Genomic DNA, 25098 nt, shown 5'->3' on the forward strand with positions numbered 1-25098 from the left:
CCTCCCCCTTTATTTTATAAATCTAAGCTCACATGAATGAACTCATTATTATTTGATTATAGCATTATAATTTAAATTATTGAATGAAAAGTAAGGGGGGATTTGATTAGTTAAATGAAAATTCAAGTTGATCATACGAATCATAATAATGAACAAAAAACTAATAGCACTAAGTATTGATACAAACACTAGTGAGAGAAATAATGGAGTAGATTCTTCTTCCATAAGATGTATTCATCGTGGGGTGTTTAATAGAAAATTCAAGGACGTTTCGGGGACGTTCAGGTCAAAATACCAGTTTTAACTAAAATCAACGAAATACAACAAAACACCGTCATATCAACGTTTATGTTCACGAGGTATAACGGTGTATCAACTAAATATAGCCTATTAACGTCCTGGGAGGGATACTATAAAGCTTATAACAATGGCTTTTATAGGGTTTAGAGTCCCTAATGGGTCCCTAAAATCACATGGCGCTAATTATTTGAATTGCTTTTTCATCTTCTTCTTTGTATGTCTCTTCAAGTAAATGTGAATAAACTTCGGTAGTTACTGATATATTCTTATGGCCTAATCTTTTTGAAATGTAGTGAATTGAAACACCTTTTGCTAATAAATACGAACAATGTGTATGACGTAGTGCGTGTGAAGTTATTTCTTTCATACCTAGATTGTTACAATAGATTTTCAACCGTTTGTTAACCGCATTATTTGTCAGATGACCAAATATAGAACCGTCTATTGCTCTAGGTAATTGATCAATTGATTTAACTATATGTTGCATATCTTTTGAGCTAACAGAAACATAACGTGGAGATGAATCTGTTTTACGTTCGTCAATATATATTTCATTTTTAACTTGATTGATATATTCACGTTTTAAATTTAAAGCGCCACTAATTCGACAACCAGTACAAATCATAATGAATAATGCGAGTGATGATGCATTGTTTTTAGTTATTAAATATTGTTTTAACGATTCATAGTCTTTCAGACTGATATACTTACTCTCTTCGCTTTTATTGGGGTTATTTGCTCGATAACTTATTTTAAAAGTAGGGTTCTTTGCTATAAGTCCTTCATAAACAGCATCGTCTAAAGATGTCCTAATATAGCCGTTTAGCTTTCTGATAGATTCTTTAGAATGCGTTTTTGAAAATTCATTAATAAAATCTTGGTAGTGATACCTAGATAAGTCTTTTAATTTTTTCTTTCCGATAGGGTGGTTATTGATATGTTCTATAGCAGAAGCGTAAGACTTATAAGTTTTAGGTGTCACAGTGGATTTCTTGAACGTTTCGCACCATGTTTTGAAATAGTCGTAAAGTGTTAAATTAGGCTCATATTCAATGCCTTGCCTCAACTCATTTAACTTATCTAATCCCGCTGAATTAGCCTCACGTTTGGTCCTAAAACCTTTCTTACGATATCTTTTACCCTCGTATTTAAACTCATATTGCCACTTTTTCCCGTCATAACATCGTGTTTGCATACTATCCCTCCCTCAAAAAAAGTAAAAAATAATAAGGGTACGTGGAAGGTACCCTGTATCCAATTAGATTAGTTGAAATATTCAAAAAGAGTTATAAAGTTATTTAAGAAATGAATAATTATAGCAACTTCTAATCTTTTAGTAATAAGATAAGATATACCAACAATAAGACCAAAATAAAAATAAGGGATATAGTCTATAAAAGTATTCCCTTCATGTAATAACGCGAAAATAATACTTGAAATAATTAACCCTATAAATAAATGTCCTCTAAAAACTACTCGGAGTAGAAATCCTCTTAAAATAATTTCTTCTACAATCGCAGGAATAATTGCGATACTAATTATTAGCAGTATAAAAGGTGTTCCTGAGAATTCATGAACAATTAATGTGTCGTTAGGGGATAGTCCGGGTTTCAAATATTCAAATATTTCATCGAAAGAGTACAATAGAATGAAACCTAGTATAGTAATTAATATCTCTTTTCTGTTTAATGTTTTAAGTTGCAATAAATTAAATTTTAATCTGTTAGTAGCCCACACTCCTATTATAATTATAATAATTGCAATGATTGCAAATATATAGTTTTTTGTAACGTAATCACTTAATGCGAATGCATTATAAAAGATATAAGAGAGAAATAAAGCTTTTAAAATAGCCTTCCAGTATACATCATTGTTGACTAAGTGGTTATCTTCAAATAATAATTTTAAATTTTTCATAAGCAATCTCCTTAGATGTTTTAGTGTTTATATTTAAATTACATTAATAATTACTGTGTTGGCAAGAACATTTTATAAATAACATAAAAAGATAAGATATTTTATGTTTGAAATATCCCTATTTGCCCCTTTTCGAATCATCTAGGGATATTGGCGTTACATTATATTAACCTCAAATATATCTATCTCAAAAATTTGCCACTCCCCTCAAATTCTTGCTTTCCTGGTGATTTTATATAAATAGTGCTTTTTAACTCTGAAAGGTCATAGGTATTGTTCGACATATATTCCTCAGCAAACCATGGCATATTAGTAAGGGTACGTGGGAGTACCCTTGGTTATTAAGTTAATAAATCAATTTGTTCATCTAATTCACTAAAATCTATAGTGCTAATATCATTTTCGTGAAGAAGATTTTTGTGATGCTCGTTAATTTCTTTATTAGAATCATTTAAAATGAATATAAATTTATTTGGTCGATGTCTTTTGATTTTTTTAGCTTGTATAGCGTCTGTTACTTTCGATTTTATAATCATAGGATTATTTGGGTTCGAAATAGCATTAATAAATTTTTCCTTTTGGTTCTTTCTAGCGCTTATAAAAAAGTCAAAACTATGAACGACACCACTTGTACCTACAATTGGTAAATCTCTTCCATAAGAAATATTATGCTCATCTAGTTTATTAGCAACATCTTCTGAAAATATGTTTTGAACTTTAGGTTGAGATAGTATATACATATCATTAACGAATATAAGACATTGTAATAGGCTATGTTTAGATTTATTAAAGTTTTTAAAATTAGTTTTAACATAAATTTCATGTGTTATATCATTATATTTAACACCATAAGCCGAAAGGTGTTCTTCGAATATTTTCTTACGTTTCTTCGATTTATTTATGAAAATACCATTATTTTCCAAACCAAAAATAGTATAACCGTCATCTGTTAAAGTAATAAAATCACGAGTCTGATCATATATAGCATATATAATCAAATTATCTAAAGTGTTATCTTTAAAAGGAGAGTCTATTCTAACTACATTATTTGACAAATTAGAAAACTCTAATTCTTCATTGTACCAATCGAGGTATTCTTTTTTCAATTTATTTGCATCAAATGCAGTCATGATATCCCTCCTTTTACTCTAGTTCTTTTACATTATTATAGTCTAAAAAAGATATATAAGCACTATAAACGTTATAAATATCTGGAAAGTCTGCGAGATTGATTTCATAAGCAAACTTGTCTTTTTTATCAAATGAATTATTGTAAATGTGAATATGACTTTTAGGAGCAACTGTTCCGTCTGGGTTCTCGTGTTTACCACCGTTGACATCTACTCTAACTAGTGTATGATAAGTATCTTCAAAAATAATTGAAATTGAAAATCTATCCCTTTCTACATTTCCTCTTTTTATCGTCAAAAAATACTTTATACCTAATTTAAAACTTACTATTTCTTGTCTTTCGTTAATTCTACTAGCTACCAATGTTTTTAGTTCATTTTCATCAATATGAGTTGTTGGATATTTCAATTCATTTATTATTAATTTTACATGCTCATCATTAAGATTGTGTAAATCAAGTTTCTCCATCTCTCAACCTCCAATTTAAAAGGGTAGGCGGGCTACCCAGTATGTTTTTATTGAATTTCGTTACAATATGAATTACAATGACATTAAGATAACTCGAGAAGGATTAGCTTTGGGTCCCCGAATGGGGGTAGGCGAAAGCTGAGAATTCCTATGACCCTGGGGTTATCTTTTTAAAATAAGAAGTTCGTCATCGTTTTCGAGGTCGAACATGGGCAATCCCTCCATTTTATATATTGTTTATGCGTTATCTTTGCTTTGGTCAGCGGAAGATGACGCTTTTTCTATGTTAAAACGAAAAAACCCCAAATGCTAATACAAGCACTTGGGTGATTCGGGCTGAATCTAAATATTCGGCCCACTTTGTTGAGGGCTTTCAGTTCCTGTGCTTTAAGTATATTATAACAAGTTTATTTAAGCAAATCTGATTGAATGAATATATTGATAACCAGATTTGATGGTAGCTTATACATTTAACACCTGGTACTAAATATGATATAATAAAAGAAAAGTAGGTGTTAAATTGATTTCAAATATTGTAGTTCAAATTATTGCAGTAGGGTTTCCAGGACTTTTCTCTTATTGGGTCTTATCCCAATTAGATATCGTCTACTATAATAATAACCAGAAATCTGAAAAAACAATCTTGTTGAGTTCATTGTCTTTATTAAATATATTCGTTGTGTACATTTGCTTGTCAGTAATAGGTTTATCTTTAACCAGTACATCTTTATTAGAGTTACTAATATCTTTTATAGTTAGCGTAGTTGTAATATTCATTTTATCTGTTTATTTTTACCCCTTTGTATTTATGATAATGCAAAAACACATAATTGAAAAAAGAGTTAACAGAGTCAATTCAGTAAAATCAAATTACAAAGTGCTACCAAGAATCTTACATGAAAGACCGGACGACAAGCAGTATACACAAGCCTACATTTTTGACTTTAACAATGATTTGGTGTTAGAAGGGTGTATCGGTAAATTCTCGTATAATGCGCCTGAAATATCCATAGAAAATGAAATAGACGCTACAACCACATATGAACAAGCTATTAGTGTGTACAATGCAACTTCTAATTTAAACAGAGATGTGTATATTGATTTTGAAAGAAAGATCAAAATGATATTAATTCATTTTTAGTTTTTCTTTGGTGGTGTTGGCGGTTTTACGGGCTTAGACTGCAACTTTCCCGTTTCTTGATTTCTAAATTCTTGTGTGTCAGATTTGTTTTCACTCACAATATCACCTCCCGTGAACGTCTACGCATAGTAGGCGTTTTATTTATATCAAATCGTACTAATCAGAACTTATATATCAGGCAATAATTCTTTGAATCGGATATTTAGGTTTGAAAAACCCTCATAAGTAGGGTAGCTTAACTTATAAATAGCTTCTATAAATGACTTGTCTATTATCTCTAACTCTTTTATTATATTCATCGTTGTACTTTCTACATTCTTCTCACTATTCAAAGAATGTATTACAATAGGTAGCCACTCACAGATTTTTTTGAATGCTAAGTCATCTCCAGTTGCCAAAGCATAAAATTTATCGATAGAAATTCTTCTTATTTTATCATGGCTATAATTTGTACCATCAACTTTGCATTTCCAATTAGTGTCTTGGCTTTGTTTTGCTATTATTTCAATCAAGTAACATGTTGCATTAGAATCTTCTAGTATCTTTTGCTGTAACTTCATATATGTTTTTTGACTACTTGAAGAATTCATTGTGTTGTGTTTATTTTTCATTTCTGCATATATATGGTGCTCTGGGTTTTCTAAATCAAATCCTGAATTAGGCACAGTCCAATTATCTATATAATTGAATAAATTTTGATGGAAATAACCTATATCATTATTAATCCCTTTGTCTACTTGACGATAAATCTCAGCATCGATAAGTTCTTCTTTAGAAAAATTATTAGTGAACGAGTCGAAAATCATCTTAGTTGGATCTATAATGCTTTTGTTGAATTGAGATAAATCTTTTATAACTTGCTTCTTGTACATCTTATTAAGAGTGTCGTCAACATGAGCAAAGAAATCCGAGCAAGATATGAACTCAAGGTCCCAATTTTTTTCAATCTGTTCCCGAACCATCATTAAACGCCTCCTTACACAGGTATTCCTTAAGACTCATTCCCACATAACGTGCAAGGTTTACAGGTACCGCATTCCCAATCTGTTTGTAAACATTATTGATAGAACCTTCAAAAACAAAATCATCAGGAAAAGTTTGGATTCTTGCATACTCGCGAGTTGTGAAGGGTCTAGTCTCATCTGGGTGGCATCGTTCCGTTTGTTTTTGTTGTGGAGAGGTAGTCAATGTCAAAGAAGGTTCTTCCCAACTCATACGTCTCGCCATTCCAGTTTTACCCCCACCTGAAAAATAGCTTTTTCCCATGTACTCTTTTGCAATATCTTCTGGTAAATCCCTCCAATACCCACCTGGAGGTACCAATTCAAGTACTTTTCTTTTCGATTCAGGGTATTTAGCTCCCTCGCTTTTGGGCACGTCTTTCAAAGCATCTTTTAAAGTTAGACGTTTATCTTTAGGAGAAGGGAACGTATACTCGCCTAAATTTTGATAAACATCCTGCCTTATACCCACGATAAAAACACGTTCTCTTTTTTGTGCCACTTCATAATCTACAGCTTTTAAAAGCTTCCAAGTAACCTTGTAGCCAATTTCTTCAAACACTTTTAAAATTGTTTTCAAAGTAGCGCCATTATCATGATTGATGATGCCCCTAACATTTTCAAAAACAAAAATTTTAGGCTGGAAATAATTTACAAATCTTGCATAGTCATAAAAAAGAGTGCCTCTCGCATCTTCTATGCCTCTCTTTAAACCTGCATAGCTGAAGCTTTGACAAGGAGACCCACCCGAAATTAAGTCTATAGTATCTTCTAGCTTTAAACTTGCTGGGTCGAGTTTTGTAATATCGCTTTCCCATACTATGTCTGATGTAAAGTTTTTTCTCAGTGTAGCTGAAGCGTATTTATCCATTTCGATTAAAGCTTTGTGTTTAAATCCAGATTGTTCAATTCCTAAAGCTAATCCACCAGCACCTGCAAATAACTCTATCGAATTTAAATTTTTCAATACATTCACTTCCTAATTTAATCAATTACTACAAAACTACCTTGCCGATAACTTTCATACGAAGAAGGGCACGTGGTGTGCCCGAATAGCTTAACTATTTTATATCCGAAGATTTAATTTGCCATTTACCTTTTACTTCCTTAAATACAGGCATTGCATTTAATTCTAAAGTGTATTCATCTGCTTCAGGAACATCAAAATAAACATAAGCAGTAGCTGTGTTGCCCTTATTTAATTGATGAGCGAAATTTCCTCTAACATCATCACAGCCATACCATTGTTGGTAGTTTTGGCCGTTAACTTTCATAGTTACATCTGTGTCAGTGACTAAAACTTGCTCTTCATTTTCATTCTTAAAGCTTAAATTGACTTTAAGTGCCACACCATTATCTGTTGCTGTTGAAAATTCACCTGAAGTATCTGCGTATTCAACACTTTCTAAAGTATACGATACGCCGTCACCTTTGATAGTGTCACCAACTTTAAAAGTTTTGTTAGCCGTATCTTCTTGATTCTTTAGTTCTTTTTCAGAGTTAGAACTCTCGGGACCTTCATCATTTCCGCACGCACCTAAAATTAAAGTACTAGCTAACGCCATGCCAATTAGTTTCTTCATAATAAATCTCTCCCTATTTTTTTAAGTTATATTAAACGCATAAAGCTGTTTAATCAGTTATACATCTTTATATATTGTTAATGGCTCAAATCTGATAAGGTAATCACAATATATGTTAGAATATAATTAATAGGATATCGGGCGCTCGTGGTTTCATTATTTCAGAAACTATGCGTTGCACCTTCCTTAGTTAAGGTTTGGCTCAAAGTTACCATATCATATGACTTAGGCTTTCTTTGAATTCACCCGATGCAAACTATACATTACTGTATAGAAGGGCAGTAAATTTACCAGGTAGCGAAATATTACGCGTATTAAATTCAGCAGGTTTTATACGAGAGATAGTGAAATCAGAAAGCTCTGAGTTGAATTTCATTGATGGCATCTCTCCAATTTCATTAGTATATTTATTTAAAATCTCTGAAGCATAATCTGACTTAACGTTAGTAGTAGTTCCGTTACTCATATTGTTACCACCACGGCTTTTTATCCGTGGTTTCTTTATGTTTCCATAAAGTTCAGCATATGTGTTTATCCTATTAATTTATATATTTACAAAATCACTTTTCCAACAATTTGAACACCTTCATTTTGGTAGAAGTGTAAGTCTTCATAATCTTTGTTTAATGATATTAAGGTTAACCTATCATCTTCTACACGCACTTTTTTGACATAAGCTTCCCCATTGATAATAAATACACCAATTTGACCGTTCTTAATTTCGTGGCTTTTCTCAACGAAGATGATTTCTCCGTTTCTAAAAACAGGCTCCATTGAATCGCCATTGACCAACACGCAGAAGTAAGTCAGCACCTTTTGGTACTTCATCTTCACAAAATGCTGGAATCAAAATAAAGAACACATTTAGGGCTATCGTTTCTTTCTTCTTTTGGAACAACAAAATAAGAACGTAAATAATGTTTAATGTTATACCGTGTAACTAGTTTCTTAGAATAGTTAATAGTTTTACATTTTTTCACAAGATTATAAAATTCAATTTCTTTTTTTGTCGGTTCTGTAATTGATAAAACAGATGATTTACCAGCTATTCTAACAGGAGTGTCAGAAAAATAATATTGACCTGTTTTAGTTCCACTCTTAATATTAATCCCGATGTAAATAGAAAGGAGAAGCGATCTCCCATATATGGCGTCTTTATTATATTTTGTTGGGGTCTCTTCGACCAAAAACACATGATTATTAGTAGTGATTTTTTTAATCATCGTCTATATTTCCTTTCAAATAAGATAATAAAGTCTTTTCATCAATAATTTGAATATCCGCCCCTTGACGAATATAAGCTCTTGCTTTTCTCTGTTTTGAGACTAAACCATTTTCATCTGTATATCTATCATCTTGAGAGCCTTCAACTAAAATATTCGTTCTAGTTGAAACTCCGCTTTTGATATTAGCCCCATTTTTTCTTGATAAGAGCATCAATTTTTCTTTTGAAATCCCAAACATACCAGTAAAAACAATGTTTTTGTTTTTTAGCATTAAATTGTCATATTCAATAGGTAGTTTATTGATATCCGTAATTTTTAAAGAAACTTTATCAAAAGCAGGCTTTCGTTTAGGGATAGTTCGATATACGTTTGTCAAATGACTGAACCTGACATACTGCTCATCTATATTTTGAATGAGTTCTAAAAAATTAGAAAAACCGTTATTTTCAACTAAGGCGATTAACATTCTTGAAAGTGCAATAACGTCACCTTTTGCAGAGTGTAAGTTAGATTTATCAATATTGTATACATCGCATAAACTGTTCATACTAATAGAGTTTTCATTATGGTAGTACCTGAAAATATTAACGCTGTCAATGTACATGTAATTCTTCGAGGCTAGGTTACAGGTTTCTGCCGTATAATTTAAAACGGATATGTCGAAATTAGCATTGTGTGCTATCACAAAAAAAGCTTCTTCTAGTAAAATTTCAATTTCTTTGAATACAGCTTCAAAATTAGAAGCTTTCAAAATTTTATCTTTAGGAATATTGTGAATTTTAGCGTTTTCATTACTGTATCTGTTATTAGGTGGGTTAATATAGGAGCTATATACTTTTTTAATTGATAAACCCTTAATAAGTGAAATACCAACTTCGCATGGACTGTTAGTGTGTTCATTCATAGTTTCAAAGTCTAAAACTGCAATGTCATACTTTTTCAAATTTTTCATACCCTTTATATATTGTTAACGGCTCAAATCTGATTAGATAATCACCATATTTAACCTGTAAACCATATTTGGTTTTATAGTGTTCTAAACTATCTTGTACGAAAGTAGTAGATACTTCAAAAAATTCAGCGAGCTCATGAAGGTTTTGCACACCATGATTAAAGGCATCAACCAACCCTTGTAGACTCACTATTTTTTCAAAAGCGTATCGTCTGGCTTTCATTTCGTATTTTTTATTAGAAATACTACTTTGATCTACAATGTTTCCATATGTATATTTATGGTGGCCAACTTCTTCAATTAGAGTTTCGTACTTAATAGAAGTTGGTAAATCTCTATCTATTAATATCACACCGTTATCATAAAAACCTTTAAACTTTCCAGGAAGGGCAAAGGTATCTTTGATGTCTAGGTCATCATAATAGATTAACGTATCTTCGTACTTCCCCATAAAATCATCCTATCTATCTCTTGATTTTCTTACCATATTGGCATACTCTCTAATTTTTGCTAGCTCTTCTTCTGTATAATCGCCATCTAAATGTGCAGCAAGAGTATCTTGTTGTGGTTGTTTCATTTCGGTACGACCACTCAGTTCGTCAAGACTAACGTTGAAAAAATGAGATAGGGCAGAAGCGTGTGCAACAGAAGGCGAGGTTAAACCTTTTTCCCATCTATCAATAGTCGCTTTTGAAAATACAACATCATATCTATTGTTAAGTTGCTTAGTTAATTCAACTAAAGATAAGTTCCTGCTTTGACGTAAAGATGCTAGGTTTTGACTAAAATCAGACATTTTCACCGCTCCTTGTTTGTATTTTACAAACTTATTATATAAGTTTGTTCTCATTTTTGCAACGTATTTTACAAACTTTTTCTCAAAAACAAGAATAAAATTGTTGACATCTCATAAATGAGAATGTAGAATAAGTTTTGCAATCTCATAAATGAGACGCTAGGAGGTGCTTAAATGAGTGAGAAACGTCACAAGAAATTGAGATTGCTGATTGAAGATAGAGGGTTAAAGCACCGTGAAGTAGCAGAAATGATAGGTATGAAACCGTCTAAATTTAGCCAGAAAATTAACCGCAATAAAAGTGATTTCACATTACAAGAAGCAAGTATGATTTGCGATGCATTAAATGTTTCAATGGACGATTATTTTTTTGTGGATAATGTCTCAAAAATGAGAAATGAAATAAAAATTTAAAGGAGATATAACCAATGCAAGATTTACAAACTTTCAATTTTGAAGAGCTACCAGTAAGAAAGTTAGAAATTGAAGGAGAACAATTTTTCGTAGGTTCGGATGTGGCGAAGATTTTAGGATATTCAAATCCACAAAAAGCGATACGCGACCACATAGACAATGAAGATAAGCTGACTGAACGAGTTGTTCTATCAGGTCAGAATAGAAACGTAATAATTATTAACGAATCTGGGTTGTACAGTTTAATATTTGACGCATCTAAGCAAAGTAAAAGTGAAGAGATTAAAGCTAAAGCTAAACGATTCAAACGATTTGTCACATCAGAAGTACTACCATCCATTCGCAAACATGGTATCTACGCAACAGATAGTGTAATTGAGCAGACATTACAAAATCCAGATTACATTATCAACGTTCTTACAGAATATAAGAAAGAAAAAGAGACGCGAATGCTACTTCAACAACAAATTGGAGAACTGAAACCTAAAGCAGACTACTACGACCAAATCTTAAAAAATAAAAAGTTGATAACAATCAGCGCAATTGCTAAAGATTACGGAATGTCAGCACAAGCATTAAACAAAATACTTCATGATTTAAAAGTGCAATTTAAACAATCGGGTCAATGGCTACTATACGCAAGATATCATGACAAAGGTTACACACATTCAGAACCACAAGAGTATGTCAAAAAAGACGGTTCTAAATCTTTCAGATTGCATACTAAGTGGACACAGAAAGGTCGTATCTTTTTATATAACTTGTTAAAGGACAACAACATCCTACCGATGATAGAAAAACAACCAAATTAAGGAGGAGAACAATGCAAGAAAACCAAGAATATATGAATGATGCTGAATGGAGAATTTACGGTCTGAAATCTGATTATGAAAAAGCAATTAAAGCGGCAAGAAAAGAAAATACACCGAGAACATTTGAAATACATGACAAAATTTTAAACGAACTAAAAAAAGAAGAACTTACGTATAGAGAAGCATACGCAGCCCTTCAATTAGTTCATATTACTTTGAAGCATGAGTCAGAGTTTGTAAATCTTCATCAGTAGCCAATGTGACGAATTGTACTCTTGAAGATTCACCAAATTCTACAAACGGAAAATACTCTCCTGTTTTTAGATTTTTAACGTTGAAAGCGAAATTACCCAATTGTGGTGAGCCAATGTCAAACTTTTTGATGTAAAACTTTAACAGTCTATATGTGTCAAAAGAATCTTTTGTTTCTAAATATCGAGCTATTTTCTTTAAAGGCGCCTCAACACCTTCTGAATTGTCACCAATACGTAATTTGCGATAGGAAATTGCAGACATTAAAGGTATTGTCTCTTCTTCATCCTCATAGGATTTAATGCTATTAAAAATAGCATTTTCTCTAGAAGAACCTTTGATGAAGTTGGCAGTAAACAGCTCTTTGTTTAACTCGAAAACGATACTCAATTTTTCCGTTTCAGGATTTTTATCCGCTGTTTGAATTAAAAAATCTAAAGATTGTAAGAATTTTATATCCATACTTTATCACCTCCTTAGGTTGATAACTAAATTATACACGAAAGGAGCATTTAACAATGCAACGAATTACATTAGCCAAAGAAGAACTAGAGTTATTAAATTCAGTACAAAAAGCTCATCTTAATCAGTTAAATTGTTTAATAGACAATGTACTTAACGAAGTTATTTCAAGAAGCAAAACGCTCAAAGAAGCGAAAGAAAAGTTAAAAGAACTTCGAGTACATTCAGGTATGATTAGAGACAAAATTCCGCTTATCGCTATTTACAAAGAAGCAGAAGAAATACTTGAGAAAAAAATTGATGCCACCCCAATTCAAGAGTGGCACAGAGGAGAGTTATAGATGTTCAAGTTTTTAAATGATGTAAAAACTTCTTTAGAAAACCACCCTTGGGGTTGGAAAGAGCACTTACCTTATTTATTGATGTTATCTCTGTCACTAATTGGTTTGATTCTCGGAATTCTCTCAATGATTCTATAACAACAGGTTTTGTGTAAGTACCTTTATTGGTTATGACTCTAATAGTTACATCCCATTGCCATATCACGGAATATTCATCAAGTAAAAACTTACATTCTAAGCTTTCGTAAGGACCTAAAGTAAATGGCATTGAATAGTTTTTATTTTCATAAGGAACAATTTTAAAAGTTTTCCGCTCTCCAATTGTGTTTTCAATATCAAATTCAACATCGATTATGGAAATCGGGAATTTTGTGAAGTTGACAAAAGTCATATCGTTATAACTAGATTTATCAGCTTGAAGATATGTAGAGCTTCTAGTAGGCACGACTTCGATGTTAAGTGTGTCCTTCATATAATCCAAATAGTATTTCAGAGCAGTTAACACAAAGCTGAAAATAGATACACAAATTGCAATTACACCCATAGCTATTCACCTCCTTAACAGGAGTATAGCAGAAAAATTTATTAACAAAACCCACAATCGAACAACCAACTTAAAGGAGGACGAACAATGCAAGAAGAAAATAAAAAAGTCATCTATTACTACTATGATAAAGCAGGAAATAGACGACCAATTGACATTCAAATTAATGACGGTCATGGATTGATGACTCAAAACCATTTCATTGAACATATTCTAAAAAACAATCCTAATTTAGATAACAACTTATATGCGTTAGTTGATGGTTATGAGTTTAAGTTAAGTTAAATTTTTGCGAAAGGTATTGAACAGCTAGTTTACTCATCAGGGTCAATGACACACTAGAGGTTTTACTTGCAACTCTTTTAACTTCTTTCCAAGTATTATTGTCTCGGATATTGTCTAAGAACTCATGACCTTCCCAAGTCATGTCATTGATTAAAAAACTTTCAACAGAACCGGACTCCCAAAGCAACTGAACATTAATGTATTCAGCCTCTTTTAGTTTTAAAAGCGTGTACATGACGGTATCAAAACCATATTTTTCAAAGACAATATTATCTTTGAAATTATGTTCGGTAAGTGGTTCTCCAAGTTTTTTATTAGACTCAATTTCTAACAATAATAACCTTACACAATCATGATTTAATTTCATATTAATTCACCTCCTTAAAGGTGATTATAGCAGAAAGGAGCATACAAAATATGCAAGGACAAAATACAGGTAAATTTGAAGGATCACATTTAAAGTTTAGCATTCCATCAGAAACGAATTACGAAGATGACGCTATGGCATTACTCTCTAAAGCGGCCAAGTCTTTAAAGAGCCAGATTAAAGATTTTAAGGAGGACTTATCCATGAATGAATTACAAAAAGCAAAAGAAGAAACAGTAATCTCATTATTGGAAAAGGTACAACAAACTGATGATGCTGAGGCGATTTTAGATTTGACCCGAGCAATTGAAGTAATTCTTGAGATTAAAATACCTAGCAGTTGCTGTAACAACCACTAGGTGTAAAAGTTACTTGACTTTAATTAAATATTAAAAGGAGGAAACGCACAATGAACATTCAAGAAGCAACAAAATTAGCGATGGAGAAAGGTAAAGCTATTTATAGAAGAGACATGAGAGAAAAGGGGTTAAGAGGGGAGCTATTACCTACAAACGATGTACATCACGGAATGTTGTACACCGTTCCAGAAAAAAAGACTTACGCGCAGAGGTGGCAACCTTCAGCAGATGACTTAACGGCTAACGATTGGGAAGTTACCGGTCTAGGCAAAGACATGGATTACATGAAGGACTTTTAGAAAGAAGGTGTTTGAATGACACAAACTATACAAGTTTCAGTTTCAATCCCTGAATCTCACGTTTTAATAGAAAAATCGGAATATCTCGAGTTATTAGAGATGACGTTAAATCCAGTTTGGAATATGAACGATTTGAAAAAGAAATTAAAGATGTCTTCTGATGACACAATAAAAAATAAACTCTTATACAATCCAAAATTTGAAAAGCAACTTAAAAAATTAGGGATTGCGCATTATCCTGACGACAGTTTTAATCGGTGGCGTTTTAATGCTAGGAAGATGAGTCGATTTATAGATGACAACTTTTCGGAAATCATCAAATCAAAAGGAGGTGGTTAACATGAGACAAGAATTAGTTGCGTACGCAATGGTTGTAGCAGTAAGCGCCATATTATCGACCATATTAATATTCGGCGGAGCGTATTTTACCACACTGATAGCATCAGTACTAATCAGTAGTGCAGTGACTTATCACGGCACACATTACATGTTAAATGCAATAAAAAAGACTGAATGCTAACGGCAATTAGCAAACAGTCAAGGGTTGAAATGTTGGAAATAGTTTCAACCCTAATTATAACAAATTAGGAGAGATGTACAAATGATTTTTAAAGAAGGGCAGAAATATGCATCAACTTTTGAAGTTGATGGGTTCAAATTTAAAAAAGAAGTAACGAGATGTCAGTATGAAGTGTCCGTAAAAATTAAAACTTTAGATGGTCAACTTGTTGATGAGATGACGGTTTTAGACATTTATTTTATTGAGCAAGTAGACGAACTATTGAGTCAGTCAATTTATAACTATATTGAACGCAATGCCGATGAATTGGATAAAATCATGGCTTATTACACGAAAGGAGTGGGTAGTTTTGGAAATTAAATTGAATAAGTTGAGAATTGAGAACTTTGCTGGTACTGAACAAGAGATATTCGAATTTAATGGCCAAAATGCGAAAATTTACGGAGCTAATGCCAGTGGTAAAACAACTACTGCTACGGCATTGCAGTGGCTCTTGTTCGATAAAAATCTTGAAGGGAAATCGCTTAATCCAGTTCCTGTAGATTCGGAAAATCAAGAGCAATACGAACTTGTTCCAACAGTAGAAGCGGTATTTGAAGTTGATGGTAAGGCGCTGACTTTGAAAAAAGAGAGTCATGCCAAGTACACAACTAATCAGAAGACAAACCGTAAAGAATACAACCGAAGTCGTACTAAAAAACAATTCATCAACGAAGAATCGGTAAAAGTTACAGATTTCAAAGCCTATATTGAAAATCTGGTCGATGAAGATGTGTTCAAACTCATCACTAATCCGTCTACTTTCAATAAATTAGATTGGAAGAAGCGACGTGAAATTCTGTTTGACATCGCTGACCCAATTTCTGATGACGATATTATCAATAGTAGCGATGAATTAAAAGGTTTAAAAGATTTGTTGGTTGATCACGATATTGAGGCAAAAAAGAAGATTGTCGGGGATAAAATCAAGCAAATAAACAAAGAAATCAAGGATATTCCCACACGTATAAATCAAGAAGTTTTAGGGCTACAAGAAGTTGAGCCAATCAACCAAGAAGAATTAGATAGGGTTGAAAATGAAATTGAGTCGTTAAAAGCACAGAAAATTGAATTACAAAATGGCGGTAAAGAGATTGAGCTCAAAAACAAATTGGCTGATAAGAAAGGCGAATTGGAGCGTCTGAAAGCAAATCATGACGCTGAAACAGATAACAAGATACACAGTTTAACAAATGAGTTCAACGCTGAACAAAGTACAGTATTGAACTACACATCCAAAATTCGTGTTAAACAACAAGAAGTTGAACACGAAGAGAAAAGACGCAAAGTATTGCTGGCTGATTATAAGTCAGTTGATGCTAATTACAACGAACTAAAAGAAAAGCAGTTCGAGTATACACAAAGTGATACTTGTGTATGTTGCGGTCAGAAGTTACCAGATGACGAAATTGAGTCCATGAAACAACGTGCTTTAGAAAAATTCAATAAAGACAAATCAATTGAACTTGAGACGCTAGCAAAACGTAGATCTTCGATGTTGGAAGACGGCAAAAAAATCAAGCCTATTATTGAAGATATAAACAAAGAAATCAATAAGTATCAAAAGCTTGTTGAAGATGCAAATAATAAGTCCGAAAAACTTCAACGTCAAATCGACCAGTTAAAAGCTGATAAGACTGACGTTACAGCAACTGACTTATATAAATCGATTGAATCAGAAATTGGCAAAATCGAAACAGAACGCCAAAACATTACAGCATCTATCCAAGAAAGCTTAGACGATATTGATAATAAAATTTTAGGTCTACAAAAGCAAAAAGGGTCGTACGACGAACAGTTGATGCTTATTAAGTCAAATGAACGAGCGCAAGAACGTATTGAGCAACTTCGAAATAAAGAGGACGAGTTGCTTAATGAGAAAGAGACATTGTCTTATCAGCTTTATCAGTTGAATTTGTTCACTCAATTGAAAATTAAAGCGTTGGAAGGCAACGTCAATGACAAGTTCGAAATGGCTAGCTTTAAATTGTTCAACCAGTTGGTTAACGGAGAGCATGAAGAAACGTGTGTTGTGACGTATGACGGCGTTGAATATGGTTCTGGGTTAAACAATGCAGCACGTATCAATGTTGGTTTAGACATTATTAACACACTGTCTAAACACTACAACGTAACAGCACCAATCTTCATAGATAATGCAGAATCGGTAACTGATGTGATTGAAACAGAAGCGCAACAAATCCAGTTGATCGTTTCAGAAAATCATAAAAATTTGATGATGACGCATGAGTCTTAGCAAAACAATTGGCGCTAATATCAAAGCGAATAGATGTCACAAAAAATGGACGCAAAAAGAGTTGGCGCAAAGAGTTAATACAACTCGCCAACATCTGGGCTGTATCGAAAGAGGTCAGAAAGAGGTATCTATCGCAATGCTTGAGCGTATTGCAAACAAGTTAGAGATAGAAGCATACAAATTATTGAAATAACGGAGGAATTAGGGATGACAAGTAACCAATTACAAAAGGTCGAACAACAATTATTAGAAGAGAAAAACGTCAGTGACAACGTTCTGAACAAAGTGAAAGTACTGGAAGCGCAAGGGAATTTAGAGTTACCTAATGATTATTCGCCAAGTAACGCTATGAAACAAGCATGGCTACAAATCAGTCAAGATAATAAACTAATGGCTTGTAATGATACTAGCAAAGCTAATGCATTATTAGACATGGTAACACAAGGGTTAAACCCAGCCAAAAAACAGTGTTACTTCATTCCATATGGTAATAAAATGCAACTTCAACGTAGTTATCACGGGAATATCATGATGTTAAAACGTGATGCTGGAGCAAAAGATGTTGTGGCACAAGTTATTTATGAAGGTGATTCATTCAAGCAAGAATTAGACAGTGTTGGTCGCGTTAAATCGATTAAACACGAACAAGATTTTTTCAATATCAGTAAAGATAAAATCATTGGTGCATACTGCACAATTGTTTTTGATGACAATCGTGAAAACTATATTGAAATAATGACTATCGACCAAATTAAACAAGCATGGTTGCAATCATCAATGATCAAAGACGAAACGGCATTAGAACGTTCAAAAACACATAACAACTTTAAAGAAGAGATGGCCAAGAAGACTGTGATTAATCGTGCAGCTAAACGTTATATCAATTCATCAACTGATGAGGGATTACTACAATTTGCCAAAGAATCTGAACAACGTCAACGAAAAGAAGTATTTGATGCAGAAGTTCAAGAAAATGCAAATCAAGAGATATTAGACTTCCAAGATTCTGACGTAGAAGATGCGCATTTTGAAGAGGTCAAAGAAGTAGATAACTTTGTCGAAGTTCAACAAGAGCCTGTACAAACACAACAAACAGAAAGTGAAGAAGAACCATTTTAAACATAGAAGTCATTGCAACAGGATCCAGTGGAAACTGCTACCGTTTGAATGACGGTAGTACGTCTCTACTAATCGAAACAGGTGTTAATTATCAAAAGGTACAAAAAGCTTTGAAATTTAAAACTAGAGACATTGCAGGCTGTCTCGTTACGCATGAACATGGCGACCATGCCAAATACACAAAACAATTTGTGGAAAACGGTGTGGAATGTTATGCGACATTAGGTACTTTAAATCAACTAGGTATTACTAGTCATAGATTACACGTAATAAAGGCTAAGAGAGCGTTTAAGTTAGGTTCATGGGAAATACTACCTTTTGAGATTGAACACGATGTAGCTGAGCCAGTGGGCTTTCTGATGAAGAGTGATAATGGCTATAAAGTCTTGTATGTGACAGATACAAAATACGTTAAGTACAAATTTACTGGGGTAACACACATGTTGCTTGAAGTGAATTATATATACGAAAAAATGCAAGAGAACGTTAAAAATGGCACGATCCACCAAGCATTGGCAAACAGAATTATGGAGTCGCATTTTAGTTTGGAATATGCACTTCAATTTTTAAAAGCTAATGACTTATCAAAGTTACAAGAAATACATTTGATTCATTTGAGTAGTAGCAATTCAAATGCACAAACAATAAAAGAAGAGGTACAACGTGTTAGTGGTGTACCTGTTTATGTAGGAGGTTTATAGATGATCAATAGAGTAGTTTTAACAGGGCGATTGACAAAAGACCCAGAAATGCGTATGACACAGTCTGGCGTACAAATAGCTAATTTTACATTAGCAGTCAATCGTACATTCACAAATGCGCAAGGTGAACGTCAAGCAGACTTTATCAACTGCATAGCGTTCAAAAAAACAGCAGAGAACGTCAACAACTATCTACAAAAAGGTAATTTGACTGGTGTTGATGGTCGCTTACAGTCACGCAGTTACGAAAACCAAGAAGGCCGACGCGTCTATGTTACTGAAGTTGTTTGTGATAATGTTCAGTTTTTAGAGCCTAAAAACAGTGAGAACACGCAAACAAGTAACACATATCAATACAATCAGCCACCACAAACTAATAGCTATCAACAAAAACAGCAACCAATTGGTGGTAATCCATTTGGCAATGCGAATGGCCCGATAGATATTAGTGATGATGACTTACCGTTCTAAAAATAGATAGGAGAGAAAAAATGGAAGCGATTAAAAAATTAGAATCCGAAAAAGAAGTTCTGAATCTCCTCTTCGGATTACGTAACACTAAAATAACAGATTCTAACGTTGAATTAATCAGCACAAAAATTTATGAAAAGATGTTGGAACATCCTACAGCGGATGCGTGGAGCTTTTTTAGATTTGCGATTGCAAAAGAAAATATATTGTTAGGTAACTTAATCAATGTGAACGAAAGGAATCTGGAATCGGTAATTCTTCGAAAGTATCGAGAAGACGCTCGAAAAACTCGTAAAGCTTTACTTGGTTATTGTGAGATGGAGCCTCTTTACACACCTGAATAAATTATTGTGATTTCAAAGAAAATTCTAAATACTTTTCATAGCCTCTATAACTAATAATCTTTTCATGCATTATTGTTATTGAAGCTGATAGATGTTTAAGAGTAGTTAAGTAATGATTGTATTCATTTTGCTCAGTTACTGAACAAAGTGAATAAGCTATTGCAAAAGCATTCAGAAAGATTATACCAGAAAGGAGAATGCAATAATGGCAACCTTTAGAACAATAAAAGAAAGTGGCGACTTCGTCACGGTACACAAAAACTTTATTTATGACTCCAATTTAAGCGCTAAAGCAAAAGGTATATTACTGTATTTCCTTAGTAGACCAGATAATTGGCAGATATACACATCTGAAGTAGTTAAACATATGAATGATGGACAAAAATCAATCAACAGTGGCATTCAAGAACTTATGGCAAATAAATATGTGCATAGAATTCAAAAACGCACTAAAGCTGGAGTGTTTAGTGGTTATGAATATCATGTTTATGAGAAACCAACCGAAATGCCATTTTCGGCAAACGGATTTTCGGCAAACGGATTTTCGGCAAACGGGTTTTCGGCAAACGGAAAATCGGAAAACCGAAAAGGGCAAACTACTAATAATAATAGAACTTATAATGATTTAAATAAAAATGATGGTACTTATAATGACGAGAATATATTGTCTCCTTCGTCGACTGCGTACCCTTACCGTGATGTAATTAATTATCTTAACCAACAGACAGATAAGCACTACAAATCTACGACTAAGAAAAACCAAACAGTCATACGTGCAAGAACTGATGAAGGTTTTAAACTAGACGACTTTAAGAAGGTTATTGATAACAAAGTAGCCGAATGGAAAGGCACAGATATGGAGAAGTACCTACGCCCTGAAACGCTATTCGGTACAAAATTTGAGGGTTACCTTAATCAAGAATTACAACCGAGTGGCATGGATCAACTAGAAAGAATGAAGTACGACGAAAGTTACTGGGATTGAGGTGATTAGATGCAATCAATGGGAAGTCTAGCACGTAATATCAAACCTAATCGAAACATTGTAGAAGAAGAACATAACCTTAAATGTGAAAGATGTGGCAACATCTATGACTATTACAAGTTTAGCAACGGTCAAGTGTTCAAGCATGGTTGTGATTGCAAAATGATTGAAGCAGGTAAAGAAGCTGAGAAAAAACGTAAACAACAGGCAATCAACAATATATTTAATCAGTCTAATGTGAATGCATCTTTAAAAGATGCAACGGTCAACAACTACCAGCCTCAAAATGAAGCACAAGATAAAGCGAAAAAGACGGCAGTTGAATATGTAAAGTCGTTTTCAGTTAAACAACCTAAATCACTAATTTTACAAGGGTCTTATGGTACAGGTAAATCACATCTAGCATATGCAATAGCTAAGGCGATTAAAAATCAAGGATACTCAGTTGCGTTTATGCATATACCGATGTTAATGGATCGTATCAAAGCGACTTACAACAAAAATGCGGGTGAGACGACAGATGAGCTTGTAAATCTTTTGAGCAATATTGATTTACTTGTACTTGACGACATGGGAGTAGAGAATACCGAACATACATTAAACAAGCTATTTAGCATTGTGGACAATCGTGTTGGTAAGAATAACATATTCACCACGAATTTTAGCAATAAAGAGTTAAATCAGAATGTGAGTTGGCAACGTATCAATTCTAGAATGAAGCATAATGCTAGGACTGTAAAAGTAATTGGTGATGATTATAGGGAGCGTGGGGCCTGGTGACAATCGAAAATATCAAACAAATTTTAGAATGTAGCGATATATACGCCCAGAAACTCATAGAGTACGCTCAGGGCGACGAAAAAGAGCTGGTTAATATAATTAGTCAGAAATTGGAAGAACGTCGTACACGACCCGCCGTGACGTTTTACGGAGTGGTTTAAATGATGTGCAAAGAAATCATGCTTTATGATGCGAACGGCAATGCAGTTGGATCGTACGTCAAATTATTTGGTAATCGCTTTAGAGTTTATGGTCTACAAAACTCATTTGGGTTCAGCGAATATATATTAAGCGCAACAGAATTTGAGCGAGTCAAACAAAAATACAATATAGCACCAAAAAGTCAAACGACAATTTTTGATTTTATTTAAGGAGGGGCATATGAAAGAGACGAGAATCGAAATCTTTTATAAAGACGAAAAACACTTAAACAAACCAATGGCTTCTCCACGTCCTCGTTTTACTAGAGCAGGACGGTTTGTCAGAACGTATATGCCTGACAGTTACACAAAGCATAAACACTTTATAGCAGAGCAAATGCCTGATTTACAGATTGAGACCCCTATTAAATTGACGGTAGAGCTTTACTTCCCACCATTGCGAAGTTGGTCTGAAAAACGATTGAGAGAAAGGTTGTTTTCATATAAGCGCACTAAACCAGACCTAGATAACTTACTTAAAACTGTATTAGATGCAGGTAACGGTAAGTTGTGGAAAGACGATAATCAAATTGTGGAAATCAGAACATTCAAAAAATACGAAAGTATACCACGAACAGTCATAATCATCGAAGAATTGGAGGGATAACATGGAACTGCCGGTAATTAAAAATGATAAATCAAGAAAATATAAATATAGAAAACAAGAGATTAGCGTGAATCAGCTGGCAGCAATTACAGGGTTGGGTACACCTTTAATTAGACATAAGTTGAGAAACGGCGTGCCTGTTGGGGATATTTTGAACCAACGCCCAAGATTAAAACTTACCAAAGCCCAAACGCTAAAGAAAGATACCCTTAAGTTAACGACTCAGACAATTGAGAGTCGATTAAATAACGGTTGGGATATGGATTTAGCACTGAGTCTAAGTAAAAAATATGTAGGTCCCGCAGACAATATTGTCTATAAAACAGAAGCGGGGGGGATTGATATTGAGATCCCTTATACAAAGCTATTGGAGTTAGAAGAAATGGGGATTACGGCTAGAACTATTTGTGTGAGAGTAGGTAAAGGTATGTCGCTGGACGATGCGATGCACACACCCTTAGAAGGTTTAAATACTAATTTTGAATATGCGCAAAGCATTGAAGAATTGAAGTGCGCCGAAGCTTTAAGACGATATAGAGAAGAAAAAGCGCAAGAGAAAATGAATAGAATCAAAGGCATACCACAACAAGTAAAGTTGAGCCACTACGGTAGATACCTAATGGATCAACCACTTATAGCACGTGTGAAGACTGATATGTACGGTAACACACAACTAATTTAAAGGAGTGATGGATATGCACGGATTGAAAATCGGAAATAAAGTAAAGGTTAATGTTAAAAACGGCTTCATGGTTGGAGAGATTGTAAACTTGTATCCTGAGACATTTTTGATACGTACGGATGAGAAGTTCTCAGCGTACGTTCCATATAGTTCAGAATGGGAAAAGATTCCATCCAGTAAAAAACTAGAAAATAAGAAGCGCCCTAAGCATTACGGAGATGCTGAATTTGATCTAATTGATTATTGGTGTGCACGATACTCAAAAGAAGAGTTGCGTGGGGCATTTAAATCTCAATTATCAAAATACGCTGACCGATTAGGTTACAAAGATGATGAGATCGATGAACTAGACAAGATTATAGATTATTCAACACGTTATCGTGATCACTTAAAAAAGGTGGCTGAAACAAATGAGAAGTAATTATTCATCGGTAAGTAGTTACCGTTTATATGATAGAGAAGGTCATCCAGCGTTGTTAGTTATACCAGCAAAGGGACGGGTAAATGTCATAGGTTATGGTTCGTATATTAAACACAATGGTCTATATATTGAGGGAAAATTCGAGAGATTTAAAAATAAACACGACTTATACACAGCGGAAGAGTTGGAGCAGTACAATGCGTGATTTAACTAATAACGTAAAACAACGCTATCGTGTAAATACAACAGGCAAAACGCCGACAGAAATTAATCAGGAGTTACGCAAACGTGGCGTAAAAGGTTTTGTCGTAAACGTAAATCACAATCGCGTAACGATGTTAGTAGACAGACGCGATGTAAAACGGAATAAGGAGTGTATGAGATGTCTAACGAGTACAGAGACGTGCAAATAGTAAAGCATGCACTGCAATATTATATAAACCGTCCGAATGCTAGTGAACTAGATTTGAAACGTGAGCAAAAAGTTTTGGATAAGGTAACTAATCAAGTAAAGGATATGCAAGAAAATTGGGATATAAAAAACAAGGAGGAACGAAAATGATTAAAATTTATAAAAATGAGAACGAGGAACTAGAATGCCATGTGAAATATGCGGGGTATGATTTTAAATTTCAATGTATTAAAAATGGTTTTGGCGCTACTTTTGAGGGGAGCAATTCAACAGAGTATCTGGAATTCGAAAGTTATATCGATGAAGATGGTGAAATATTGGATAATTTACAAGATGTAATGTACCACATTGCTTCTGTATGCAACTGGAGAGAAAGCTTTGGGGAGGAACGATGATGAAGATTAAAGTTAAAAAAGAAATGAACTTACACGAATTAATCAAATGGGCGTGGGAGAACAGTATTAAGCATAAGGAGTTTACTGGAAGTAGAAACGGAATAGTGGAATTTGACTTTAGAGGATGGGTGCGGACTGATTTAATAGAACCTGACGAAATTTTTGAAGTAGAGGTTGAGGAAGAAATTACGGAGGAGACTGTATTATCTTGCTTGGTATACGAGTTTTATATTCATCTTACTGCGAATGATGAAGTGGATGAAAGCTTCAGTATGTTAGATCAATTCGACTTAAATAGTATCAAACCAGAGGTGAGTGAGTAATGTTTAAAGTGATATTTAGAACAAATCTAAAAGAGATTATTGTGACACCTTTTAACTACGATTTACCGAGGGATTTTCCATCTAAACAAGCGACAGCAGAATTTATAGAGTACTTAGAGTCTAAGTATAAATCGTACAGAATTATAACCATGCCAGGCAATACAGAGGTTGAGTTTATAGATTAATCAGGGA

The 25098-nt window shown here is 33.7% G+C and carries 43 protein-coding genes; 27 read left to right on the top strand and 16 right to left on the bottom strand.

The genetic code is table 11. The features are described 5' to 3' along the window. Positions 1–469: 469 nt before the first annotated feature. From MUA51_RS03735 to MUA51_RS03795, 13 genes are all read right to left on the bottom strand, one after another. Entirely contained in the window at positions 470–1495 is a 1026-nt protein-coding gene (locus tag MUA51_RS03735; RefSeq protein WP_262560524.1) for a tyrosine-type recombinase/integrase, read from the bottom strand. Positions 1496–1563: 68 nt separating this feature from the next. After that, the gene (locus MUA51_RS10800; RefSeq protein WP_276580950.1) at positions 1564–2217 is read right to left on the bottom strand and encodes a CPBP family intramembrane glutamic endopeptidase; all 654 of its coding nucleotides are present in this window, start codon (positions 2215–2217) and stop codon (positions 1564–1566) included. Between the two features lie 341 nt (positions 2218–2558). After that, a complete protein-coding gene (locus MUA51_RS03745) occupies positions 2559–3347 on the bottom strand; it encodes a DUF1828 domain-containing protein (protein WP_262560525.1) in 789 nt (262 codons plus the stop codon). A 13-nt stretch (positions 3348–3360) separates the two neighbouring features. After that, on the bottom strand, positions 3361–3816 hold the full coding sequence (locus MUA51_RS03750; protein ID WP_262560526.1) for a DUF6978 family protein: 456 nt from the start codon (positions 3814–3816) through the stop codon (positions 3361–3363). 1308 nt (positions 3817–5124) lie between these two features. Then, positions 5125–5919, bottom strand: coding sequence for an Eco47II family restriction endonuclease (locus MUA51_RS03755; RefSeq protein WP_262560527.1), 795 nt, complete (start codon positions 5917–5919; stop codon positions 5125–5127). Further along, positions 5900–6925 carry a DNA cytosine methyltransferase gene (locus MUA51_RS03760; protein WP_262560528.1) on the bottom strand — a complete coding sequence of 342 codons (1026 nt, stop codon included), beginning with the start codon at positions 6923–6925 and terminating at the stop codon, positions 5900–5902. The genes MUA51_RS03755 and MUA51_RS03760 overlap by 20 nt, the downstream gene beginning before the upstream one ends. Before the next feature lie 94 nt (positions 6926–7019). Then, positions 7020–7541: a DUF4352 domain-containing protein gene (locus MUA51_RS03765; protein ID WP_262560529.1), complete on the bottom strand. Its 522-nt coding sequence runs from the start codon at positions 7539–7541 to the stop codon at positions 7020–7022. A gap of 256 nt (positions 7542–7797) precedes the next feature. Beyond that, positions 7798–8007 carry a hypothetical protein gene (locus MUA51_RS03770; protein WP_262560530.1) on the bottom strand — a complete coding sequence of 70 codons (210 nt, stop codon included), beginning with the start codon at positions 8005–8007 and terminating at the stop codon, positions 7798–7800. A gap of 86 nt (positions 8008–8093) precedes the next feature. Beyond that, positions 8094–8369: a S24 family peptidase gene (locus MUA51_RS03775; protein WP_481906616.1), complete on the bottom strand. Its 276-nt coding sequence runs from the start codon at positions 8367–8369 to the stop codon at positions 8094–8096. A 2-nt stretch (positions 8370–8371) separates the two neighbouring features. Next, positions 8372–8764, bottom strand: a complete 393-nt coding sequence (locus tag MUA51_RS03780; RefSeq protein WP_262560531.1) for a hypothetical protein — start codon at positions 8762–8764, stop codon at positions 8372–8374. After that, on the bottom strand, positions 8757–9710 hold the full coding sequence (locus MUA51_RS03785) for an exonuclease domain-containing protein (protein WP_262560532.1): 954 nt from the start codon (positions 9708–9710) through the stop codon (positions 8757–8759). Before MUA51_RS03785 ends, MUA51_RS03780 begins: the two co-directional genes overlap by 8 nt. Continuing rightward, positions 9697–10170, bottom strand: coding sequence for an ImmA/IrrE family metallo-endopeptidase (locus MUA51_RS03790; RefSeq protein WP_262560533.1), 474 nt, complete (start codon positions 10168–10170; stop codon positions 9697–9699). The genes MUA51_RS03785 and MUA51_RS03790 overlap by 14 nt, the downstream gene beginning before the upstream one ends. Positions 10171–10179: 9 nt before the next feature. After that, positions 10180–10515: a helix-turn-helix domain-containing protein gene (locus MUA51_RS03795; RefSeq protein WP_262560534.1), complete on the bottom strand. Its 336-nt coding sequence runs from the start codon at positions 10513–10515 to the stop codon at positions 10180–10182. Between the two features lie 174 nt (positions 10516–10689). Between MUA51_RS03795 and MUA51_RS03800 the strand changes: the two genes are divergently transcribed. From MUA51_RS03800 to MUA51_RS03810, 3 genes are read left to right on the top strand one after another with little or no spacing between them, the layout of a single operon-like run. Continuing rightward, complete coding sequence (locus tag MUA51_RS03800; RefSeq protein ID WP_262560535.1) at positions 10690–10929, top strand: helix-turn-helix domain-containing protein; 240 nt, start codon at positions 10690–10692, stop codon at positions 10927–10929. Between the two features lie 14 nt (positions 10930–10943). Next, complete coding sequence (locus MUA51_RS03805) at positions 10944–11741, top strand: phage antirepressor (RefSeq protein WP_262560536.1); 798 nt, start codon at positions 10944–10946, stop codon at positions 11739–11741. Between the two features lie 11 nt (positions 11742–11752). After that, positions 11753–11995 carry a hypothetical protein gene (locus MUA51_RS03810; protein WP_262560537.1) on the top strand — a complete coding sequence of 81 codons (243 nt, stop codon included), beginning with the start codon at positions 11753–11755 and terminating at the stop codon, positions 11993–11995. Here MUA51_RS03810 and MUA51_RS03815 read toward each other — a convergent pair. Further along, positions 11952–12455: a hypothetical protein gene (locus MUA51_RS03815; protein WP_262560538.1), complete on the bottom strand. Its 504-nt coding sequence runs from the start codon at positions 12453–12455 to the stop codon at positions 11952–11954. The two genes, MUA51_RS03810 and MUA51_RS03815, sit on opposite strands and share 44 nt — an antisense overlap. A 56-nt stretch (positions 12456–12511) precedes the next feature. On the opposite strand from MUA51_RS03815, the gene MUA51_RS03820 reads away from it, so the two are divergent. Next, positions 12512–12796: a hypothetical protein gene (locus MUA51_RS03820; protein WP_262560539.1), complete on the top strand. Its 285-nt coding sequence runs from the start codon at positions 12512–12514 to the stop codon at positions 12794–12796. Between the two features lie 4 nt (positions 12797–12800). Here the strand turns inward: MUA51_RS03820 and MUA51_RS03825 are convergent, their stop codons facing one another. After that, a complete protein-coding gene (locus tag MUA51_RS03825; protein WP_262560540.1) occupies positions 12801–13340 on the bottom strand; it encodes a hypothetical protein in 540 nt (179 codons plus the stop codon). Between the two features lie 87 nt (positions 13341–13427). Here MUA51_RS03825 and MUA51_RS03830 point away from each other — a divergent pair, with 87 nt between their 5' ends. Then, a complete protein-coding gene (locus MUA51_RS03830; protein ID WP_262560541.1) occupies positions 13428–13625 on the top strand; it encodes a hypothetical protein in 198 nt (65 codons plus the stop codon). Here MUA51_RS03830 and MUA51_RS03835 read toward each other — a convergent pair. After that, the gene (locus MUA51_RS03835) at positions 13612–13992 is read right to left on the bottom strand and encodes a DUF2513 domain-containing protein (RefSeq protein WP_262560542.1); all 381 of its coding nucleotides are present in this window, start codon (positions 13990–13992) and stop codon (positions 13612–13614) included. The genes MUA51_RS03830 and MUA51_RS03835 overlap by 14 nt on opposite strands. Positions 13993–14042: 50 nt before the next feature. Between MUA51_RS03835 and MUA51_RS03840 the strand changes: the two genes are divergently transcribed. From MUA51_RS03840 to MUA51_RS03950, 22 genes are all read left to right on the top strand, one after another. Beyond that, positions 14043–14351, top strand: a complete 309-nt coding sequence (locus MUA51_RS03840; RefSeq protein WP_262560543.1) for a hypothetical protein — start codon at positions 14043–14045, stop codon at positions 14349–14351. Positions 14352–14401: 50 nt separating this feature from the next. Further along, positions 14402–14650 (top strand): DUF2829 domain-containing protein, encoded by a 249-nt coding sequence (locus MUA51_RS03845; RefSeq protein WP_262560544.1) that lies wholly within the window; start codon positions 14402–14404, stop codon positions 14648–14650. Positions 14651–14665: 15 nt separating this feature from the next. Beyond that, on the top strand, positions 14666–14989 hold the full coding sequence (locus tag MUA51_RS03850; protein WP_262560545.1) for a DUF771 domain-containing protein: 324 nt from the start codon (positions 14666–14668) through the stop codon (positions 14987–14989). Between the two features lies 1 nt (position 14990). Then, positions 14991–15170 carry a hypothetical protein gene (locus MUA51_RS03855; RefSeq protein ID WP_262560546.1) on the top strand — a complete coding sequence of 60 codons (180 nt, stop codon included), beginning with the start codon at positions 14991–14993 and terminating at the stop codon, positions 15168–15170. Between the two features lie 81 nt (positions 15171–15251). Next, positions 15252–15530, top strand: coding sequence for a DUF1108 family protein (locus MUA51_RS03860; RefSeq protein ID WP_262560547.1), 279 nt, complete (start codon positions 15252–15254; stop codon positions 15528–15530). Continuing rightward, positions 15526–17466, top strand: coding sequence for an AAA family ATPase (locus tag MUA51_RS03865; protein ID WP_262560865.1), 1941 nt, complete (start codon positions 15526–15528; stop codon positions 17464–17466). Before MUA51_RS03860 ends, MUA51_RS03865 begins: the two co-directional genes overlap by 5 nt. Next, positions 17456–17659 (top strand): helix-turn-helix domain-containing protein, encoded by a 204-nt coding sequence (locus MUA51_RS03870; RefSeq protein WP_262560548.1) that lies wholly within the window; start codon positions 17456–17458, stop codon positions 17657–17659. The genes MUA51_RS03865 and MUA51_RS03870 overlap by 11 nt, the downstream gene beginning before the upstream one ends. A 14-nt stretch (positions 17660–17673) precedes the next feature. After that, complete coding sequence (locus tag MUA51_RS03875) at positions 17674–18585, top strand: recombinase RecT (RefSeq protein WP_262560549.1); 912 nt, start codon at positions 17674–17676, stop codon at positions 18583–18585. Between the two features lie 11 nt (positions 18586–18596). Continuing rightward, positions 18597–19286: an MBL fold metallo-hydrolase gene (locus MUA51_RS03880; protein WP_262560866.1), complete on the top strand. Its 690-nt coding sequence runs from the start codon at positions 18597–18599 to the stop codon at positions 19284–19286. Further along, positions 19287–19757 (top strand): single-stranded DNA-binding protein, encoded by a 471-nt coding sequence (gene ssb, locus MUA51_RS03885; protein ID WP_262560550.1) that lies wholly within the window; start codon positions 19287–19289, stop codon positions 19755–19757. A 20-nt stretch (positions 19758–19777) separates the two neighbouring features. Further along, positions 19778–20101 (top strand): hypothetical protein, encoded by a 324-nt coding sequence (locus MUA51_RS03890; RefSeq protein WP_262560551.1) that lies wholly within the window; start codon positions 19778–19780, stop codon positions 20099–20101. 205 nt (positions 20102–20306) lie between these two features. Continuing rightward, positions 20307–21086, top strand: a complete 780-nt coding sequence (locus MUA51_RS03895; RefSeq protein WP_262560552.1) for a conserved phage C-terminal domain-containing protein — start codon at positions 20307–20309, stop codon at positions 21084–21086. A 9-nt stretch (positions 21087–21095) separates the two neighbouring features. Beyond that, the gene (locus MUA51_RS03900; RefSeq protein WP_481906617.1) at positions 21096–21866 is read left to right on the top strand and encodes an ATP-binding protein; all 771 of its coding nucleotides are present in this window, start codon (positions 21096–21098) and stop codon (positions 21864–21866) included. 161 nt (positions 21867–22027) lie between these two features. After that, positions 22028–22237, top strand: a complete 210-nt coding sequence (locus tag MUA51_RS03910) for a hypothetical protein (protein WP_262560553.1) — start codon at positions 22028–22030, stop codon at positions 22235–22237. 10 nt (positions 22238–22247) lie between these two features. Further along, positions 22248–22673 (top strand): RusA family crossover junction endodeoxyribonuclease, encoded by a 426-nt coding sequence (locus MUA51_RS03915; protein ID WP_262560554.1) that lies wholly within the window; start codon positions 22248–22250, stop codon positions 22671–22673. A 1-nt stretch (position 22674) separates the two neighbouring features. Further along, positions 22675–23355, top strand: a complete 681-nt coding sequence (locus tag MUA51_RS03920) for a hypothetical protein (protein WP_262560555.1) — start codon at positions 22675–22677, stop codon at positions 23353–23355. 13 nt (positions 23356–23368) lie between these two features. Beyond that, entirely contained in the window at positions 23369–23776 is a 408-nt protein-coding gene (locus tag MUA51_RS03925) for a DUF3310 domain-containing protein (protein ID WP_262560556.1), read from the top strand. 197 nt (positions 23777–23973) lie between these two features. Further along, positions 23974–24189, top strand: a complete 216-nt coding sequence (locus tag MUA51_RS03930; RefSeq protein ID WP_262560557.1) for a hypothetical protein — start codon at positions 23974–23976, stop codon at positions 24187–24189. Beyond that, the gene (locus tag MUA51_RS03935) at positions 24159–24338 is read left to right on the top strand and encodes a hypothetical protein (RefSeq protein WP_262560558.1); all 180 of its coding nucleotides are present in this window, start codon (positions 24159–24161) and stop codon (positions 24336–24338) included. Before MUA51_RS03930 ends, MUA51_RS03935 begins: the two co-directional genes overlap by 31 nt. Continuing rightward, positions 24335–24583: a hypothetical protein gene (locus MUA51_RS03940; protein ID WP_262560559.1), complete on the top strand. Its 249-nt coding sequence runs from the start codon at positions 24335–24337 to the stop codon at positions 24581–24583. The genes MUA51_RS03935 and MUA51_RS03940 overlap by 4 nt, the downstream gene beginning before the upstream one ends. Beyond that, positions 24583–24906, top strand: a complete 324-nt coding sequence (locus MUA51_RS03945; RefSeq protein WP_262560560.1) for a hypothetical protein — start codon at positions 24583–24585, stop codon at positions 24904–24906. Before MUA51_RS03940 ends, MUA51_RS03945 begins: the two co-directional genes overlap by 1 nt. Continuing rightward, positions 24906–25091: a hypothetical protein gene (locus tag MUA51_RS03950; protein ID WP_262560561.1), complete on the top strand. Its 186-nt coding sequence runs from the start codon at positions 24906–24908 to the stop codon at positions 25089–25091. The genes MUA51_RS03945 and MUA51_RS03950 overlap by 1 nt, the downstream gene beginning before the upstream one ends. Positions 25092–25098: the final 7 nt, after the last annotated feature.

Origin of the sequence: Staphylococcus sp. IVB6214, from assembly GCF_025558585.1 — a bacterium.
Taxonomy (GTDB): Bacteria; Bacillota; Bacilli; order Staphylococcales; family Staphylococcaceae; genus Staphylococcus.

What these genes read in the sequence shown, in the direction of transcription:
- MUA51_RS03735 (WP_262560524.1), bottom strand. Translation starts at nt 1,495, where the DNA reads ATGCAAACACGATGTTATGACGGGAAAAAGTGGCAATATGAGTTTAAA.
- MUA51_RS10800 (WP_276580950.1), bottom strand. Translation starts at nt 2,217, where the DNA reads ATGAAAAATTTAAAATTATTATTTGAAGATAACCACTTAGTCAACAAT.
- MUA51_RS03745 (WP_262560525.1), bottom strand. Translation starts at nt 3,347, where the DNA reads ATGACTGCATTTGATGCAAATAAATTGAAAAAAGAATACCTCGATTGG.
- MUA51_RS03750 (WP_262560526.1), bottom strand. Translation starts at nt 3,816, where the DNA reads ATGGAGAAACTTGATTTACACAATCTTAATGATGAGCATGTAAAATTA.
- MUA51_RS03755 (WP_262560527.1), bottom strand. Translation starts at nt 5,919, where the DNA reads ATGGTTCGGGAACAGATTGAAAAAAATTGGGACCTTGAGTTCATATCT.
- MUA51_RS03765 (WP_262560529.1), bottom strand. Translation starts at nt 7,541, where the DNA reads ATGAAGAAACTAATTGGCATGGCGTTAGCTAGTACTTTAATTTTAGGT.
- MUA51_RS03770 (WP_262560530.1), bottom strand. Translation starts at nt 8,007, where the DNA reads ATGAGTAACGGAACTACTACTAACGTTAAGTCAGATTATGCTTCAGAG.
- MUA51_RS03775 (WP_481906616.1), bottom strand. Translation starts at nt 8,369, where the DNA reads ATGAAGTACCAAAAGGTGCTGACTTACTTCTGCGTGTTGGTCAATGGC.
- MUA51_RS03780 (WP_262560531.1), bottom strand. Translation starts at nt 8,764, where the DNA reads ATGATTAAAAAAATCACTACTAATAATCATGTGTTTTTGGTCGAAGAG.
- MUA51_RS03790 (WP_262560533.1), bottom strand. Translation starts at nt 10,170, where the DNA reads ATGGGGAAGTACGAAGATACGTTAATCTATTATGATGACCTAGACATC.
- MUA51_RS03795 (WP_262560534.1), bottom strand. Translation starts at nt 10,515, where the DNA reads ATGTCTGATTTTAGTCAAAACCTAGCATCTTTACGTCAAAGCAGGAAC.
- MUA51_RS03800 (WP_262560535.1), top strand. Translation starts at nt 10,690, where the DNA reads ATGAGTGAGAAACGTCACAAGAAATTGAGATTGCTGATTGAAGATAGA.
- MUA51_RS03805 (WP_262560536.1), top strand. Translation starts at nt 10,944, where the DNA reads ATGCAAGATTTACAAACTTTCAATTTTGAAGAGCTACCAGTAAGAAAG.
- MUA51_RS03810 (WP_262560537.1), top strand. Translation starts at nt 11,753, where the DNA reads ATGCAAGAAAACCAAGAATATATGAATGATGCTGAATGGAGAATTTAC.
- MUA51_RS03815 (WP_262560538.1), bottom strand. Translation starts at nt 12,455, where the DNA reads ATGGATATAAAATTCTTACAATCTTTAGATTTTTTAATTCAAACAGCG.
- MUA51_RS03820 (WP_262560539.1), top strand. Translation starts at nt 12,512, where the DNA reads ATGCAACGAATTACATTAGCCAAAGAAGAACTAGAGTTATTAAATTCA.
- MUA51_RS03825 (WP_262560540.1), bottom strand. Translation starts at nt 13,340, where the DNA reads ATGGGTGTAATTGCAATTTGTGTATCTATTTTCAGCTTTGTGTTAACT.
- MUA51_RS03830 (WP_262560541.1), top strand. Translation starts at nt 13,428, where the DNA reads ATGCAAGAAGAAAATAAAAAAGTCATCTATTACTACTATGATAAAGCA.
- MUA51_RS03835 (WP_262560542.1), bottom strand. Translation starts at nt 13,992, where the DNA reads ATGAAATTAAATCATGATTGTGTAAGGTTATTATTGTTAGAAATTGAG.
- MUA51_RS03840 (WP_262560543.1), top strand. Translation starts at nt 14,043, where the DNA reads ATGCAAGGACAAAATACAGGTAAATTTGAAGGATCACATTTAAAGTTT.
- MUA51_RS03845 (WP_262560544.1), top strand. Translation starts at nt 14,402, where the DNA reads ATGAACATTCAAGAAGCAACAAAATTAGCGATGGAGAAAGGTAAAGCT.
- MUA51_RS03850 (WP_262560545.1), top strand. Translation starts at nt 14,666, where the DNA reads ATGACACAAACTATACAAGTTTCAGTTTCAATCCCTGAATCTCACGTT.
- MUA51_RS03855 (WP_262560546.1), top strand. Translation starts at nt 14,991, where the DNA reads ATGAGACAAGAATTAGTTGCGTACGCAATGGTTGTAGCAGTAAGCGCC.
- MUA51_RS03860 (WP_262560547.1), top strand. Translation starts at nt 15,252, where the DNA reads ATGATTTTTAAAGAAGGGCAGAAATATGCATCAACTTTTGAAGTTGAT.
- MUA51_RS03870 (WP_262560548.1), top strand. Translation starts at nt 17,456, where the DNA reads ATGAGTCTTAGCAAAACAATTGGCGCTAATATCAAAGCGAATAGATGT.
- MUA51_RS03875 (WP_262560549.1), top strand. Translation starts at nt 17,674, where the DNA reads ATGACAAGTAACCAATTACAAAAGGTCGAACAACAATTATTAGAAGAG.
- ssb (WP_262560550.1), top strand. Translation starts at nt 19,287, where the DNA reads ATGATCAATAGAGTAGTTTTAACAGGGCGATTGACAAAAGACCCAGAA.
- MUA51_RS03890 (WP_262560551.1), top strand. Translation starts at nt 19,778, where the DNA reads ATGGAAGCGATTAAAAAATTAGAATCCGAAAAAGAAGTTCTGAATCTC.
- MUA51_RS03895 (WP_262560552.1), top strand. Translation starts at nt 20,307, where the DNA reads ATGGCAACCTTTAGAACAATAAAAGAAAGTGGCGACTTCGTCACGGTA.
- MUA51_RS03900 (WP_481906617.1), top strand. Translation starts at nt 21,096, where the DNA reads ATGCAATCAATGGGAAGTCTAGCACGTAATATCAAACCTAATCGAAAC.
- MUA51_RS03910 (WP_262560553.1), top strand. Translation starts at nt 22,028, where the DNA reads ATGATGTGCAAAGAAATCATGCTTTATGATGCGAACGGCAATGCAGTT.
- MUA51_RS03915 (WP_262560554.1), top strand. Translation starts at nt 22,248, where the DNA reads ATGAAAGAGACGAGAATCGAAATCTTTTATAAAGACGAAAAACACTTA.
- MUA51_RS03920 (WP_262560555.1), top strand. Translation starts at nt 22,675, where the DNA reads ATGGAACTGCCGGTAATTAAAAATGATAAATCAAGAAAATATAAATAT.
- MUA51_RS03925 (WP_262560556.1), top strand. Translation starts at nt 23,369, where the DNA reads ATGCACGGATTGAAAATCGGAAATAAAGTAAAGGTTAATGTTAAAAAC.
- MUA51_RS03930 (WP_262560557.1), top strand. Translation starts at nt 23,974, where the DNA reads ATGCGTGATTTAACTAATAACGTAAAACAACGCTATCGTGTAAATACA.
- MUA51_RS03935 (WP_262560558.1), top strand. Translation starts at nt 24,159, where the DNA reads ATGTCTAACGAGTACAGAGACGTGCAAATAGTAAAGCATGCACTGCAA.
- MUA51_RS03940 (WP_262560559.1), top strand. Translation starts at nt 24,335, where the DNA reads ATGATTAAAATTTATAAAAATGAGAACGAGGAACTAGAATGCCATGTG.
- MUA51_RS03945 (WP_262560560.1), top strand. Translation starts at nt 24,583, where the DNA reads ATGAAGATTAAAGTTAAAAAAGAAATGAACTTACACGAATTAATCAAA.
- MUA51_RS03950 (WP_262560561.1), top strand. Translation starts at nt 24,906, where the DNA reads ATGTTTAAAGTGATATTTAGAACAAATCTAAAAGAGATTATTGTGACA.